Source organism: uncultured Campylobacter sp. (assembly GCF_938045595.1).
In the GTDB taxonomy this organism is placed as follows: Bacteria; Campylobacterota; Campylobacteria; order Campylobacterales; family Campylobacteraceae; genus Campylobacter_B.
In genome coordinates this window covers 17690-32019 of record NZ_CALIBB010000028.1, presented here as the reverse complement: position 1 = coordinate 32019, position 14330 = coordinate 17690, and the positions used below count along the sequence as shown (strand labels likewise).

The 14330-nt window shown below is 43.9% G+C and carries 9 protein-coding genes and 1 pseudogene; 6 read left to right on the top strand and 4 right to left on the bottom strand.

What is annotated here, in order from left to right; translation table 11 throughout:
* From rmuC to rsmH, 3 genes are all read right to left on the bottom strand, one after another.
* On the bottom strand, positions 1–337 hold a 337-nt coding region (gene rmuC / locus Q0340_RS01355; RefSeq protein WP_298081845.1), incomplete at its 3' end, for a DNA recombination protein RmuC.
* A 48-nt stretch (positions 338–385) separates the two neighbouring features.
* Positions 386–1198 carry a hypothetical protein gene (locus Q0340_RS12335; RefSeq protein ID WP_363317239.1) on the bottom strand — a complete coding sequence of 271 codons (813 nt, stop codon included), beginning with the start codon at positions 1196–1198 and terminating at the stop codon, positions 386–388.
* A 903-nt stretch (positions 1199–2101) separates the two neighbouring features.
* The gene (gene rsmH, locus Q0340_RS01345; protein WP_298081844.1) at positions 2102–3037 is read right to left on the bottom strand and encodes a 16S rRNA (cytosine(1402)-N(4))-methyltransferase RsmH; all 936 of its coding nucleotides are present in this window, start codon (positions 3035–3037) and stop codon (positions 2102–2104) included.
* 64 nt (positions 3038–3101) lie between these two features.
* Between rsmH and Q0340_RS01340 the strand changes: the two genes are divergently transcribed.
* The 6 genes and pseudogenes from Q0340_RS01340 to Q0340_RS01315 all read left to right on the top strand — a co-directional run.
* Positions 3102–3662: a class II aldolase and adducin N-terminal domain-containing protein gene (locus tag Q0340_RS01340; RefSeq protein WP_298081843.1), complete on the top strand. Its 561-nt coding sequence runs from the start codon at positions 3102–3104 to the stop codon at positions 3660–3662.
* Between the two features lie 132 nt (positions 3663–3794).
* Positions 3795–5252 (top strand): peptidylprolyl isomerase, encoded by a 1458-nt coding sequence (locus Q0340_RS01335; RefSeq protein ID WP_298081842.1) that lies wholly within the window; start codon positions 3795–3797, stop codon positions 5250–5252.
* Positions 5245–6612 carry a cell division protein FtsA gene (ftsA, locus tag Q0340_RS01330; protein WP_298081841.1) on the top strand — a complete coding sequence of 456 codons (1368 nt, stop codon included), beginning with the start codon at positions 5245–5247 and terminating at the stop codon, positions 6610–6612. The genes Q0340_RS01335 and ftsA overlap by 8 nt, the downstream gene beginning before the upstream one ends.
* Before the next feature lie 22 nt (positions 6613–6634).
* Positions 6635–7795: a cell division protein FtsZ gene (gene ftsZ / locus Q0340_RS01325; protein ID WP_297989947.1), complete on the top strand. Its 1161-nt coding sequence runs from the start codon at positions 6635–6637 to the stop codon at positions 7793–7795.
* Positions 7796–8308, top strand: coding sequence for a pyridoxamine 5'-phosphate oxidase family protein (locus tag Q0340_RS01320; RefSeq protein ID WP_298081840.1), 513 nt, complete (start codon positions 7796–7798; stop codon positions 8306–8308).
* Positions 8309–8410: 102 nt separating this feature from the next.
* Positions 8411–8824 (top strand): annotated as a pseudogene (locus Q0340_RS01315) (ABC transporter permease subunit); the annotation flags it as partial.
* A 585-nt stretch (positions 8825–9409) separates the two neighbouring features.
* Here Q0340_RS01315 and Q0340_RS01310 read toward each other — a convergent pair.
* On the bottom strand, positions 9410–13888 hold the full coding sequence (locus Q0340_RS01310) for a hypothetical protein (protein ID WP_298081839.1): 4479 nt from the start codon (positions 13886–13888) through the stop codon (positions 9410–9412).
* Positions 13889–14330 lie beyond the last annotated feature (442 nt).

Sequence of the window (14330 nt, the reverse complement as noted above, 5' to 3'; positions counted from 1 at the left end):
TCATATCAGTGGCGAGTTGCTTATCCGCACTAGCAAGCGCTGCGGCGTCGTTTGAGGCGGAGGCGGCGATGATCTTTTCATAGCTTTGAAGTGGGAATTTTGAGTCGATACAAAGAATTTTTTCTTTTGCGATATGTAGCGCGCAGTCTGCGATCCTGCCGTTTGGTAGGTGCTTTTGCAGCTCGTAAAACGAGGCGTTTTGCCCATAAATCATCGATAAAATTCTCTCTAATCGGTACTCTCCGAAGTTGCCGCGTAGTTTGACATTACCTAAAATCGAGTTTAGCCTTGCGATTTCGTCACGCACCTGAAGTGAAGTTTTATTTTGCTCGCTCATTCGCGCTAGATTTTCCGCTATGTCCTTAAAGCCGCGATCAAAATCCCATCAGCGTCCATTTTCTTGCACGCTTTGCGGATCTAAAATTTCATTTTTGTAGCGCAGATATTCGATGTCGTTGTTAAGCGCGCGATTTTCCTCAAGCAAAACCTCGTGCTTGGTACGAAGCGCGGCGATGTCGCGACTGATGTAATAAATTTCGTTGCGGATGTAAATCGCCGGCACCGTCAGCAAAAACGCAAATCCGATCAGCAGATAAACGACTAAAAGCTGATAAAGCGTGAGATTTTTCTCCTTTTTTTTCTCGGCATCGTAGTTGCGTAGTAGCTCGTCCTGCGCGCCAGCAAAACTGCCGTAACCGCGTCCTGCAGCAAGGCTTGAATAATCCTGCGCGCCCAGATCCGCGTAATTTTGATTTTGCGTGCCTGTAAAGCTTGCATCTGCAAACGCCGCGTAATCCGCCGTGCTGGTAAAATTGGCACCTGCAAAATCGCCGTAGCTCGCTCCGGTTGCGTAATTCTCGCTGCCTCGAGTGGCTGAAAGATTTGCGTCGCCACGTCCTTTTAATTTTACTTTGCTGTTTTTATTAAATTTTGTTCCGCCGCTTTCGGAATTTAGATAGTTTTGGGCGTTTGTGAAGCCTGAACTTTCGAATCCCAAGCCGGTAAAATCGTCGTAACCGCCAGCTTCGCCCGCGTAGTTTCGTTTTGCGGAAAGATCCGCGGCAAGCTTATCCTCTAGCTCCTCATCCGTCAGATCCTCCATAGCTCGTCTTTTTGCGAGCTCTATGCCCGCTAGATCGGATGTCCCTGCGAAGTCGTGCCCGTCATCGTCGTCGGCAAAATATTCATATTTGTTCATTTAAAATCTCCATAAATTTAAAACCACGATCTTATCTTTACTCGCCGCCGAGGCGTCTGCGTCAAGATAAATTCAGCTCGAAGCCCGCAGCTAGCGTGCGCTCAGCAAATAGCCGTTAAGATAAAATTTAAAAGCAAAGCTACGAGCAAAATTTTTCTTTGCAATTTTACCTCAGTAAATGGAATTTTATCTTAACTCGCCAAATTCTATCTCGGCCAGCAAAAGCAAAATTTTACTTTAGCAGGCTATTGCGTTTATTCAGCTGGTTCTTTGCACGATATTGTATAGCAGCAGAAGCTTCAAAAGAAGCATCGCGTTAATTTTGCTCGTTTTTTTGCACCGCCTGCTTGGGAAATTCATTTTGACAGGTAAAAATCAAGTTCGCTTTACTCAGCTTATCTTATAAAATTTTGTCAAATCGTCTGAAAAACCGCTTAAAATTTCACTGCGTCTTCGATGCGCCTTAAAACGCTAAGCGAAGGATATCGCTTGCAAGATAAGCTCTATCATCTAAAAAAATCAATGAAATTACGGCTCGTCTACAAAATTTCGTTAAAGCAAAGAACGAGATTTGGCATTACGCCGCTTGCTTTAGGCGCCAAATTTTAACTCTCGCTCGGTTCTGTATCTATGTTGCCACTTAGTTTTTAAAATATGCAGCAACCAAATCTCATAAAATTATACGTTAAATTTAGCGTAAAATTAAACGTTAAATTTTTCGCTAAATTTTATGATTTAGCCATTGCATGTTTAAAATAACGTTGAAAATATCATAAATTCTAAAAGCAAAATTTTTGTAAGCCGAATTTTAAAATTCCATAAAATTTTAAAATTTAATGCCTGCAAATCTGTAAATTTTACAAAATTTCGTCAAAATTTAAAATTCATAGCAAGCAAAGGCGGTCATTTTAGCCGAAAAATTCTTAGCTTTGCGCTCGCTGCTCGCGAGTTTTGCGTAAGCTCTTGCGCGTCCGCTATTATCGGGCTTTTGGTTAGGATTTTGCCTAACGAATGCCCGCCGCCGCATTCGCAACGCATCACGCCGCTTGGGCAGATACAACTGCGCTCCCACTGCTTAAAGCGCATCTTTACGATGCGATCTTCAAGCGAATGAAATGAGATTATAGCGACATTTGCATTAGTTAAGATTAAATCGCGCGATTTTTGCTCGATGAGATCAAGCAGGCTTTTTAGCTCGCCAAGCTCGTTATTTACCTCGATGCGGATCGCCTGAAACGCTAGCGCGGCGAGGCTGATACTACGCCCTTTAACGGGCTTTGTTCCGATCAAATTTGCTAAAGCTTTAGCGCTTGTTAGTGGTGCGTTAGTCCGCGCAGTAGCTATTTTGGAGGCGATTGCGTTAGCATTTGTTAGCTCGCCGTATTCGCGGAAAATGCGCGCTAGCTCCGCTTGCGAGTAGCGGTTTACGACATACGCCGCATCCAACGCCGCGCGCGCGTCCATTCGCATATCCAGCGCGTCGCTTTTAGTGGAAAAGCCGCGCGAGTTTTTATCCAACTGAAGCGACGAAACGCCGATGTCGGCTAATATCCCGCGAACTGCGCGGAGCTTTTGCTCGGGCAGAATTTCTAAAATTTCGCTAAATTTTGCTTTGTGAATTTCTATGCGATCTTTAAATTTACTGAGCCGCTCGCGCGAAAATTCTATCGCTTCGGCATCTCTGTCGCAGGCGATGAGTTTAAGGTGCGGATTAGCGGTCAAAATGCCTTCGCTGTGCCCTCCGTAGCCTAGTGTGCAGTCGATAACGTAGCCGTCCTCAAGCTGCGAAAATGCGGCGATCGTTTGCGAAAAAAGTACCGGAATATGTGGAGCTTGCACTTAAATTTATCCTTTTGAAATTTCTAATCCTATATAATAGCGAAATTTTTTACAAAGGCGAGAGATGGACGAGTATTATTATGAAATTTTACGCAAAATTTCGCTTTCGATGTTTAGAGATAGGCTTTTTGGGATCTTTCACGGCTCGATTTCAGCAAAAATTAAAGAAAATCAGTTCTTGATCAACAAAAAAGACGCGATTTTCGATAGCCTGGATAGGGATGATTTTATAACGCTGTTTTCAAAAAAAGACTACCGCTGGCAAGATGCTAGCATCGATAGCGACATACATATAAATATCTACAAAAATATAAAAGAGGCAAAATTCGTAACCTACGCGACACCGCCATATCTCGTCGCATATACGCTGGAGCATGATTTTATTTTGCCGCGAGATTACTTTGGGGTGAGCAAATTTAAGCGCGTTGAAATTTACGATCCTAAGAACTACGACGATTGGCACGAGCGCGCGCCGTATGAAATTTGTAACTATATGATAAATGAAAATAGCGATACAATGGTGATTCGCGGCTATGGGATTTTTGCTCATGCAAGGAGCGCGCAGCAAATGGCGAAAAAAATAGCGATTTTAGAAATGAGTTCAAAGCTGCTTTTGCTAAGCTAAGATTAATGTATACCAAATCATTTACTAACGCGTTATAATTCGCTAAAAATGCCTATTTTTCAGCCTTACATAAGGTTTTATCTGTATAATTACTAACAAAAAATTTCTTTAGTTAGCTATTTAAGGATTTAGATGATAGAATGGATGCAAAAGCATAAGAAGTCGCTTATACCGACTATTTGGATAAGCACGATAGCCTTCGTGGGCGCAGGCTTCGTCGGCTGGGGCGCATATGATATGAACGCTAACCGCGCAGGCTCAATCGCTAGAGTAGGGCAGATTTCTATAACAAATCAAGAATTAAACACAAAATATTCCGAACTATACAACAGGCTGAGTGCTATGAGCGATGGGCAATTTACTCAAGAACAAGCCAAAAATATGCATCTAGATCAGATCGCAGTAGATCAGCTAATCGGCGAAGCGTATTTTCTAAATTTTGCTAAAGACTTAGGTGTTCAGGCTAGTGATAAAGATGTGGCGGAATTTGTAGTAAGCTCGCCGAATTTCCAAGAAAACGGCGCATTTAGTAAGGAGCTTTACGATAATGTCGTAAGGAATTCAGGACTTACTAAAAAGGAATTTGAGCGCAATCTACAAAAGGTCCTAACTTTAGAAAAGCTCGGCAAAGCGCTAAAAATAACGCCTGGCCCTAAGATCGTAGAAGCATTTGCAGCATCGCAGCTGATGCAGGACAAGGTTTCTGCAGAGATAATCTACGCAGACGCTAACGTCACTTTTAGCGACGACGAGCTAAAGAAATTCTGGGAAGGCGAGAAGTCGCACTTTATGACCGAAAAAAAATATACTCTAGGAACATATTTTGTGGCGCCTAGCAATGCCGATGTGAATGAGACTGAACTAAGTAAATTTTATGAAGAACACAGAGGCGAGTATAGAAGCCTGGATGATAAATTATTGGATTTTACAGAAGCCAAACCTAACGTTTTAAAAGATTACCGAATGGATCAGGTTAAAAAAGACGCTACAAAGGATTATCTGGAGATCAAAAAAGGCAAGCTCGATACTAATGAAACTATAGTTGCTACGGCTAGCAATTTTCTAATATCTGAGATTGAGGTGGCAAAGCCAGGAGATGTCATCAAGCCTTTCGAGTACAAAGGCGGATATTTGATTGCTAAACTAAACGGTGTAGAACAGCCTAGGCAGATGAGCTTTGAAGAGGCTAAGTCTTTGGCTTCTAAAGAATTTGAAACGAAGAAACGCAAAGAGCTACTTGAAAAAAGAGCTCAAGATGCGCTTAAAAATTTCAAAGGCGAAGATTTCGGCACGCTATCTCTTAATAGTAAAAATAATACCAAGCTAAGCGATGACGAATTTTATAAATTTCTTATCGATATGTTTAATAAGCCTGCCAAAGAAGGGATAGTGATGTTTGATAATAAAGCCGTAGTGTATAAAATTTTACAGCAGAGCCTAGGTAGCAGCGAAGAGATAGATAAAGAAAAAGCGATCGTCACCGATAGGATAACTGCGTTATTAAATTCTAATCTGCAAGACGATCTAACCAAAATGCTAGAAAAGCGCTATAAAACCGAAAGATATTTTAAAGGTAAAGACAGTGAGTGAGTATATTTTAGGTCTAGATATAGGCTCAACTAAAATTCGCGCGATAATCGCTAAAAATGATGGCATTTTTACGGTCTTAGGCGTTGGCGGAGCCGATACTTTAGGTATCAAAAAGGGCGTCATAACAAACATAGAGCAGGCTGCGGGCTCAATAAAGCAGGCGGTGAAAGCAGCAGTAAAAGGCGCTGGTAGAAGCTATGATAGAGCTATCATATCGATCTCTGGCTCATACGCCAAAAGCGTTAAATCTCGCGGCGTCATAACTATGGAAAACGAGATCGGGCTGGATGAAATAAAGCGCGCTATGCAGGTTGCCGAAGCTCAGGCTAACGTGCCTAGCGATAGCGTAATCTTGCATGTGCTTCCGTATGATTTTAGGGTTGATGAGCAGGAACACATCGAAGACCCTCTCGGTATGAGCGGTACCCGCCTGGAGGTATCCACGCATATCGTCATCGCTCCCGAAAGCTCAATTAAAAATTTGAAAAAATCCGTAGAGATGGCGGGCGTAAAGGTCGATAACATCGTCCTTTCGGGCTACGCATCATCCATATCCACGCTTAGCAAGGACGAAAAAGAGCTCGGCGTAGTGCTGATTGACATGGGCGGCGCTACGTGTGATATAGTCATCCACCTGGGAAATTCCTTACGTTATAACGATGTTGTGATGTTTGGCTCTAATAACGTTACTAACGATCTATCGCGCGCCCTACATACGCCGCTTCCGTATGCGGAAAACATTAAAATTACCTATAACGATCTAATTAATCAAGGCAATAGCGAAGTTGAATTGCCTGCTTTAGGAGATAGCGAGTCGGAAAACCACATCATAAGCCTTGAGATCATCTCTCAAGTCATCCTCGCTCGCGTTAAAGAGACCTTCGATATGATAGCCGATAAGATCGAAAGAAGCGGTTATAAAGACCGCATAGGTGCAGGTATCGTGATCACCGGCGGCATGGCGAAGCTAGACGACGTGCGCGATTTAGCAGCGATAGTTTTTGATAACACTTCCGTTAGGGTTGCAAGAGCAAAAAGCGTGGGCGGCCTGCACGAGATTGCTGATGATATTTCAAATTCTTGTGCACTAGGACTTTGCATGTATGGTTTCGGCGAATTTACCCCTTACGAGATGGACTCTAACGGCAAACTCCGCTACAAAGACGAAGTTATAAACAAGGCTCCGAAACGAAATGTGAACGAATATTATGAAAAAGAGGTCAGCAAGGCGATAGAAAAAGAGGGCGTCAGAGCGGACGGCGGTGCGGCTAAGAAGGAGGATCTAAATATCCAACTTCCAAAAAAAGACGGACAGAATTTTTTCAGTAAAATTTGGTCGTCTATGAAAAATTGGTTTTAAATTTTAAGCTAAGGAGATACTCGTGAAAGGATACAGTATGGAAGAAAGAAAGGGCATCTACGGTGCTAAGATGAAGGTGATCGGCGTCGGCGGCGGCGGATGCAATATGATCAATCATATGATTCGCGAGGGTTTTACTAAAACAGACGTCGAACTAATGGTGGCTAACACCGATGCGCAGGCTTTAGAAAAATCGATCGCAAATACTAGAATTTTACTCGGCGAAAGCACTACCAAAGGCCTTGGCTGCGGTATGGATCCGGCGCTTGCTAAGATGGCTGCGGAGGAGAACTACGACGATCTTAAGGACCGCTTGGATTACTCCGACATCGTTTTCGTTGGCTCCGGCCTAGGCGGCGGTACCGGTACGGGCGCTGCACCTATCGTCGCTAAAGCTGCGAAAGAGAAAAAAGCGCTAACTATCGGCGTCGTTACTACCCCTTTCGGTTTTGAGGGTAAAAAGCGCATGCGACTAGCGCAAGAGGGTCTTGAAGAGCTTAAAAAAGAGTGCGATTCCATAATCGTTATCCCAAATCAAAATTTATTGAAGATCATCGATAAAAAAACCGGTCTAAAAGACGCATTTAAGATCGTAGATAATGTCCTATTCCAAGCCGTAAACGGTATGATCTCCGTGATATTAGAGTCCGGCGATAGCGATATCAACGTCGATTATGCCGACGTCAAAAAGGTAATGACTCACCGCGGTTTGGCGCTTATGGGTATCGGCGTTAGCGAAGGTGATGGCGCGGCAGAAGAAGCGCTAAAAAGTGCGATCCAATCTCCGCTTTTGGATAATACCTCCATCCACGGCGCTATGGGTGTGCTAGTGCATTTTAAGATGTCGCCTGATTGCTCCTTGCTTGAGATCGAATCCGCGATGAATATCATCGAAGATACCGTGGATAAGGATGCCGACGTTACTTGGGGTACCACCACCGATCCTAAGATGGAAAATAACCGCGTCGAGGTTACTCTCATCGCCACCGGCTTTGAAAGGAGCATCGAGGAAAAAAAGCAGGTCGCCAGCGATAACGTAGCGGATCGCAGGAAGGCGCTTTTAGAGAGCATGGGTCGAAATTCTATCTTTTCTAGACAGAAGGTAAGTAGCGGCGATTTTAACGGAGACGAAACCTACGACGAGCTCGACGAGCCCGCATTCCTACGAAATCAGATGGACTAAATGCGCAGACGAGATAGGCAGCTAAGCGAAGATGAGGCGTTAAAAATCATCGACGAGAGCGAATATGCTACGCTTAGCTGCATAGACGAGAGCGGCGAAATTTTTAGCGTGCCTATCTCGCCTGTACGCGATGCAGACGTTATTTACATCCACGGCGCGCCCGCTGGCACAAAGGCGAAACTCTTTCAAAACGGACGCGCGGTAACGGCGGTTTTTGTTAGCTACAACCGCGTTCCTACCCCAAGCGATGAAGAATACCGATCTATCGCAAACGACGCTGCCGCTTTAGGCTCTAGAGTTTATACGACGGAATACCGCAGCGCGATCGCCGTTTGTGAAGCAAACGAAGTAGAAGACGACGAGCGTAAAATTTACGCCCTGCGGATACTTTGCGAAAAATACACCCCAAACTACATGTCGCGCGTAGAATTCGCCTCCAAAGCATCCCTAAAACGCACGAAAGTGTATGAGCTTAAAATAAAATCCGTAACCGCAAAGGCTAAAATTTTATAATATTAAATTTAAGAAATCTAAATTTAAATTGCTCGGTTTCTTAAAATTTTAAGTTCGAATGTAAGCAAATTTTAATCTGAAATTTCGTATCGCCAAATTGCAAAGCTTCTTGTCGGCACGAGCATCGGCACCACCGCGGCGATCGTGTCGCTTACTATCGGCTCGGCACCCTTTATCGCGCGGCTCATCGAAAGCGCTCTGCTGGAGGTAGATAGCGGCGTGATCGAGGCGGCGAAGAGCTTCGGCGCAAGCAAGACGCAGATCATCTTCCGCGTAATGTTCGTCGAGGCGCTGCCTAGCATCATCGGCGCGATTACTCTGACGCTCATCGTCATCATTGGATTTACGGCGATGGCGGGCACTGTCGGCGGCGGCGGGCTTGGCGACGTGGCGATCCGCTATGGTTTTCAGCGCTTCCGCCCCGATATAATGGCATACACCGTCGTGATTCTGATCGTGCTTGTGCAGATCATACAAAGCATTGGAAATTTACTCTATAAAATCACGAAAAAGTAGGGGGCATATAATTTATCACTAAATACGGTGCGTAAAATGTCTAAGGTGTTTGCAATTAGAATTTTTGCTAAGATTGCGTGAAATGGAATTTTGAAATCGAAATTTCATGAACCGTTAATTCATAAGTAAAATTCTAAAATTTTTTAATTATTTATGCTCCGGTTTTTAAATTTCATTGTATTTAACATTGCTATGGATGGCTTGCTAAATAGTTGTGTATACTCATAAAATTCTACTCTTGCTAGCGAGATTCGGCATTCACTCGCAAGGCTCCGCTTTCGCTCATTTGATTGCACTCTCACCGTGAAATTTTGCCGTAAATTTTGATCTGAAATTTCGTATTGAGGAATTTTTAAATTTGTAGAATTCAATAAATTATCTTGCGCCACTTGCGGTAAAATTTTTTACGAGCGGATACGGCGCATTTAATTAAAATAACTATCTGCATAAGAGCGAAGCTATGAAATTTATCTAGTGCATAGCATCTAAATTTAAAAAAGGGCGAGAAATCTATCGCCCCTGAAATTTTAAGTATAGGATTTGATTTTATAGATGTGTGAGCTAGAGCTTACGCATCTCTTAAATTTAAAACATAATCTCAAACCCTGCATTGATAGCACCACCTCTTGTTTTGCCTACGTAGCCCTTGCCTCCTAGGCTAAGGATTAGGTTTTTGCTATCGTATTTATAGCCAGCTTCAAATACTCCGGTAGAGCCTTTTAGGCTAGGCTTAGGAGCGTCAAGTCCCATAGTAGATGCTTTAGCATCTCCGCTAAACTCATACTCGTATGCGCCTCCAAAGTATAGGTTATGCTCGTCTTTTAGATTTATAGTATCTCTAAGACCTGCTCTTAGCCTATTAGATGTAACGCTATCAAAGTGATATCTCTCGCCCGAGCTTATAGAGGCATCTGCATCATCCGTGTAAGCATATAGCCATTTAGTATAAACGTCTAGCTTGTTACTTTGGCTTAGATCAAAGATCTGACCTATTCCTATATGAGTAGCCATATAGGTTGAGCTGATATCAAACTTCTCATTATGAGCTAATACTCCAGGAGCTATGGCATAGGTCCAGTCGTTACTATTGTAGTCGCTGCTTATCTTACCTACGTGAAAGCTTGCATCAAGGTAGGTGCCGCTAGTAAAGTTTTGCTTTAGCATCAAGCCTCCGCCTATATACTCGCTATCTCCGTCTGCATGTAGACCGCTATCTAAGTAGCTATCGTAGTTGGCTTTTCCATATTCAACGAATACTCCGCTTAAGATATCTCCTGCGAAATTCTCAGTTAAGCTAGCAAGTCCTGCTGCTACGCCATAACCTTTGGAATTTACGTGTGAGCCCGTCTCGTACCTTAGATCATAAGCTTCGCTTATAGCAAAAGGAAATAGCTCTAAATGCCCATCCGGTATTAGCTTATCTAGGTAGTTGGTGATTAACTCGCTTCCGCTCTTTAGGCTAGCTAAGCTTGCGGCACGGGTTTCGGCGAAGGATTTGGTATTAGAGCTTACGCGCGCGCTAGGAGTAGGAGCCGAGGAAGCATCAAATCCTAAATTTAGATAATTGCCGCTTTGATAAATTTTAGGGTTATAGCTTAGACTTACCCCTACATTTAGCGTTGCATGCATATTGGCTGCGTTAGGAGCTATAAGGCTGCCGCTTCCTTGCTTATTGATTAGATGAATCTCGCTGCTTGGACTTAACGGGCCGCTTACTCCGCTTATATAAGCCGTGATATTGCTTACGTTGCTTAGATCGGTATTGGCAGTAGGGTCGCTTAGGGTAAGTACGCTATCGCCTGCTCTAATAGAGTTAGGAAGAAAGAAGTTTAGCCTGTCAAAACCGCTAATATTTTTAGCGCTTAAGGAATTTACTGCCGCAGGAGAGCTATTGCTAGCTCCTATGTTAAGGGTGTTACCGCTACCGCTTGCGCTTATTACGCCTACATTATGACCGCTGATAAAATTTAACGTATTGTTTGCGCCTGCTGCGTGGATATTTCTACCGTTAAAATTCTTATCCTCCCCCGCTTTGCCTATATTTATGTTATTTCCGTTAAGACCGCCAGCACCTAGATACTTCTGCAGCTCATCCGCATCGAAATCCCCATTTATGCTCTCGTTAGTTTTAATAAGCTTTTGGATATAAAGCTCCCGCTCATCCTCGCTTATATGCATACCGCCTATGTTTCTGCTAAAGGTATTGGCATCTTTTATGACATAGTTTTTATTTAGCTGAGTTACGTAGCCCTTGTCTTTAAAGCGCGGATCATATCCGGTAAATTTACCGCCTCCGCTTTTATAGGCAAGTGTGTATTTCTTATTATCGCCATCTGGATAGCTTGCATTGTTTAAAGCGTTAAATTCGCTTGCGGAATTCACAAATATATCGGTACCGCTTAGATCAGTATTGCCAGAACCCGTCAAGCTTAAAGCTCTTTTGGTACTTGATGAAGCATCATTTTCAATCTCGCTAAGGGAGGCTAAGTTGAATTCCAATTTATTGAAATTTGCAAAATTCCCTGCATTTAGGCCATTGCCTGAGTTTGAAGATAGGATATTTAAGCTGTTGCCCGAATTGCTAGCGTTTGCGCTAGATACGCCGTATATCGTGCCTGCTACGCTGCCGCTTCTGAAATTTACTACGTTGTTGCTGCCGCTAGTGGCTTCCGCTGCGTAGACGTTGCCAGCAACTTGCGTGTTGCCGTTTAAATTTACAGTGTTGGAGGAGGCGGTGCCGCTAGCCTTTCCGCCGTATACGCTTCCGCCTACGTTTACCGAGTTGAGAGTGATAGTGTTGGAAATCGCGCTGTTTCCCTTACCGCCTACCGCCATTGCTCCTACGCTGCCGTTGTTTATAGTTACGATATTGGATTTGGCTTCTCCGTTGCTAGTATTGCCGCCGTAAATGCTATTGCGGATTATCGTAGCATTCGTAGTTACGCTATTATCGTGGATGTTTCCGCCGCCGCTACTGCTATGAGTGATGCCCGCATTTACATACCCCACGTCTATTCCGCTTGCTTCGAAAGTTACGTGGTTATTATAAATTTCTTGCGGGGTAGCGGAATTTGAGTACCCGCCGTCGATCTCGCCTATGCTGCTTCCGCCTCTAATCTTAGTGTGGTTATCGTGGATGCTATTGCTTCCGTCGGTAGCATCGTCTCTGCCCGAGCTTATATTTTTGCCGCCTAGATTGCCTGCACCATCTTTTACGATTACGGTGTTGCCTTTATTACCGAATAGCTCAGTGGCGCCCGCAGCTTTGTTAGAATTTTGATTTTGCATTAGCTCGCTTTGATCGAAGTTGGGGTCTATCCAAGAGCGAGTTAGAGTGCCTTTTTGTATGATTAAATTCTTATTGTTTTCGACCTCGATCGTAGTGCCGGTGATTTGATAGTGGTCTTTGTCGGTAATCGTATAAATTTGATTATCTTGCACGGTTTGCGCGGCTCTAGTGATCGTGCCGCCGCCTGAATTATGTATCAGATAGTACTTTCCTTCGCCAAGATCTGATTTTATACCCTCTATCTTTGTGCCGTTTAAATTTGTATTGCCGCTAGTGGTTAGAGTAAGAGGCGCATCGGCTTGGGTAGTGGAATATAGATCATGAAAATTTATAGAGCCGAAATTTTTAATATCCTTGGCTTTTTTAATGCCGCCGCCGACCCAATTTTCGATATGCAAGGTATTAGTTTTATCCGTAGGCTTATTGCTGCCGTAGATTGTACCGCTTATAGTGCCGCCTCTAAAATTTACGTTGCTATTCTCGACGCTGCCGCTTGTAGCGTAGCCTGCATAAACGTCTCCTGCTATCGTCGTTCTTTCTTTATTGATATAAACGACTGCGTTTTTGACACTTCCTGCACGTGCGCCATAGACATTGCCTCCGATGTGTACGCCTTTGTTGGAGTCTGATGCTCCTAGAGTAACTCTATCACCGTCCGCTTCGCCAGCGATGCCGTTCGCTGCCGCGACATCACCCTTTACGGTACCTTTGTAAAGATCAACTACGCTTCGCGAGCTCGAGGCGCCGCCCAAAGAGCCTGTGACGCTGCCTACGATTGCATCGTCGTTATTGATCTCTACGCGATTTGCACTCATTACGCTAGCGCTATTTGCTTGGCCGCCTACTACTTGGTAATTTTGCGCTTTTAGTCTTGCATTTATAGTGACGGAGTTTGCGGTGGAATTTCCGCTTCCGCCCGCTGCGCCCCAAATTCTACCGTTTCCGTTTAGAGTGATAGTATTTGTGCTGCCATAATAAGGCACCGTTATATTGACGCTATTGTAGCTACTTTTTCCCGCGGAGGATTGAGCGCCGAATATATCGAAGTTCCCTCTAAACGTACCGCCTTTGATAGTTATTCTATTTGATACGGCATCACCGCCGCCGCTTACTATACCGCCCACGATTACATTCGTAACGGAGCCGTTGCCGATAGTGCCTCCGTCGATCGTTACGGCGTTGGAGGAGGCTTTTTTATCCGCTCCACTTCTGCCGCCGATGATATTGTAATGTCTATTTGAGCTACCGCCGAAGTTATCGGCATTTCCCGTAATTTCGGCGCCGTATTTTACAAAAACCTGATTTCGCGTCGCTTCGCCTTCGTTGCCCGTTTTAGACGCCGCTATGCCTTGTCCGCCCACGACCAAATTTACCTTAGAGCCATTTTCTAAGCTCACGTAATTATCCGATACACCCTTGGCCTCAGCACCTATTGCGATACCCACGTAAGCGTTTGCGCCTCTAATCGTAAGTCTATTGTTGGAGGCGGAGTTTAACTCAGTAAAGCCAGCGATCCCATCGCCGCTTCCTCCGCCGTAAATCACGCTGCCAGAATAATCCGTCCCGCCACTTGCAACGCCCGTAATCGTCGTAATATTGCCATTTGGGCTGGTGCTTCCGCTGCCGCTAGTATTGCCGCTAAATCCAGCCGAATAGAGGTTATTATGGGTATGGATAAGCGGCGGATTAGAATCTGCATTGCAAAGCGCTTGTGCGGGTGCTAGTGCGAGCACCGCTGCGAGGCTAAGCATAGAGGAGCAGATGGATTTTTTCATATATTGATCCTTTAAAATTCATAAAGTTTGCGATTATACATAAAAATAGATCAGTTTGCAATATGAAAATCACTGATCGGTTTTTGACAGAGGGGGCTGCGTTTGTAATTTCAAGTAGTAAAAATTTACTCTTTGTGCAGAATAAATTCTTGACTGCAAAATTTAACCCTTTTTTAGGGGGCATTTTGAGCGGATTGTAAGTGGTGAAAAAATCCCAGCAAGAGGATCTTTAGTAAAATTTGAAATAATAAAAATCTGAGCTAAGTTAATTCTGGCAATTCAAGCTGCGGTAAAATTTATGCAGGATAAATTTTAAACGAGCGGAATTTTATATAAATGCCGTTTCGCCCGCGAAAAAGCTTTTTTGAAAAATTTAAACGAGTAAGATTGCGCGCTAAAATTTTACGTGATCCCTGCTGCAAGAGCTAAAGTATAGCGAGCA

Excerpts from the sequence above, each read along its gene's own strand:
- Q0340_RS01335 (WP_298081842.1), top strand. The coding sequence starts at position 3,795 with ATGATAGAATGGATGCAAAAGCATAAGAAGTCGCTTATACCGACTATT.
- Q0340_RS12335 (WP_363317239.1), bottom strand. The coding sequence starts at position 1,198 with ATGAACAAATATGAATATTTTGCCGACGACGATGACGGGCACGACTTC.
- Q0340_RS01340 (WP_298081843.1), top strand. The coding sequence starts at position 3,102 with ATGGACGAGTATTATTATGAAATTTTACGCAAAATTTCGCTTTCGATG.
- Q0340_RS01320 (WP_298081840.1), top strand. The coding sequence starts at position 7,796 with ATGCGCAGACGAGATAGGCAGCTAAGCGAAGATGAGGCGTTAAAAATC.
- Q0340_RS01310 (WP_298081839.1), bottom strand. The coding sequence starts at position 13,888 with ATGAAAAAATCCATCTGCTCCTCTATGCTTAGCCTCGCAGCGGTGCTC.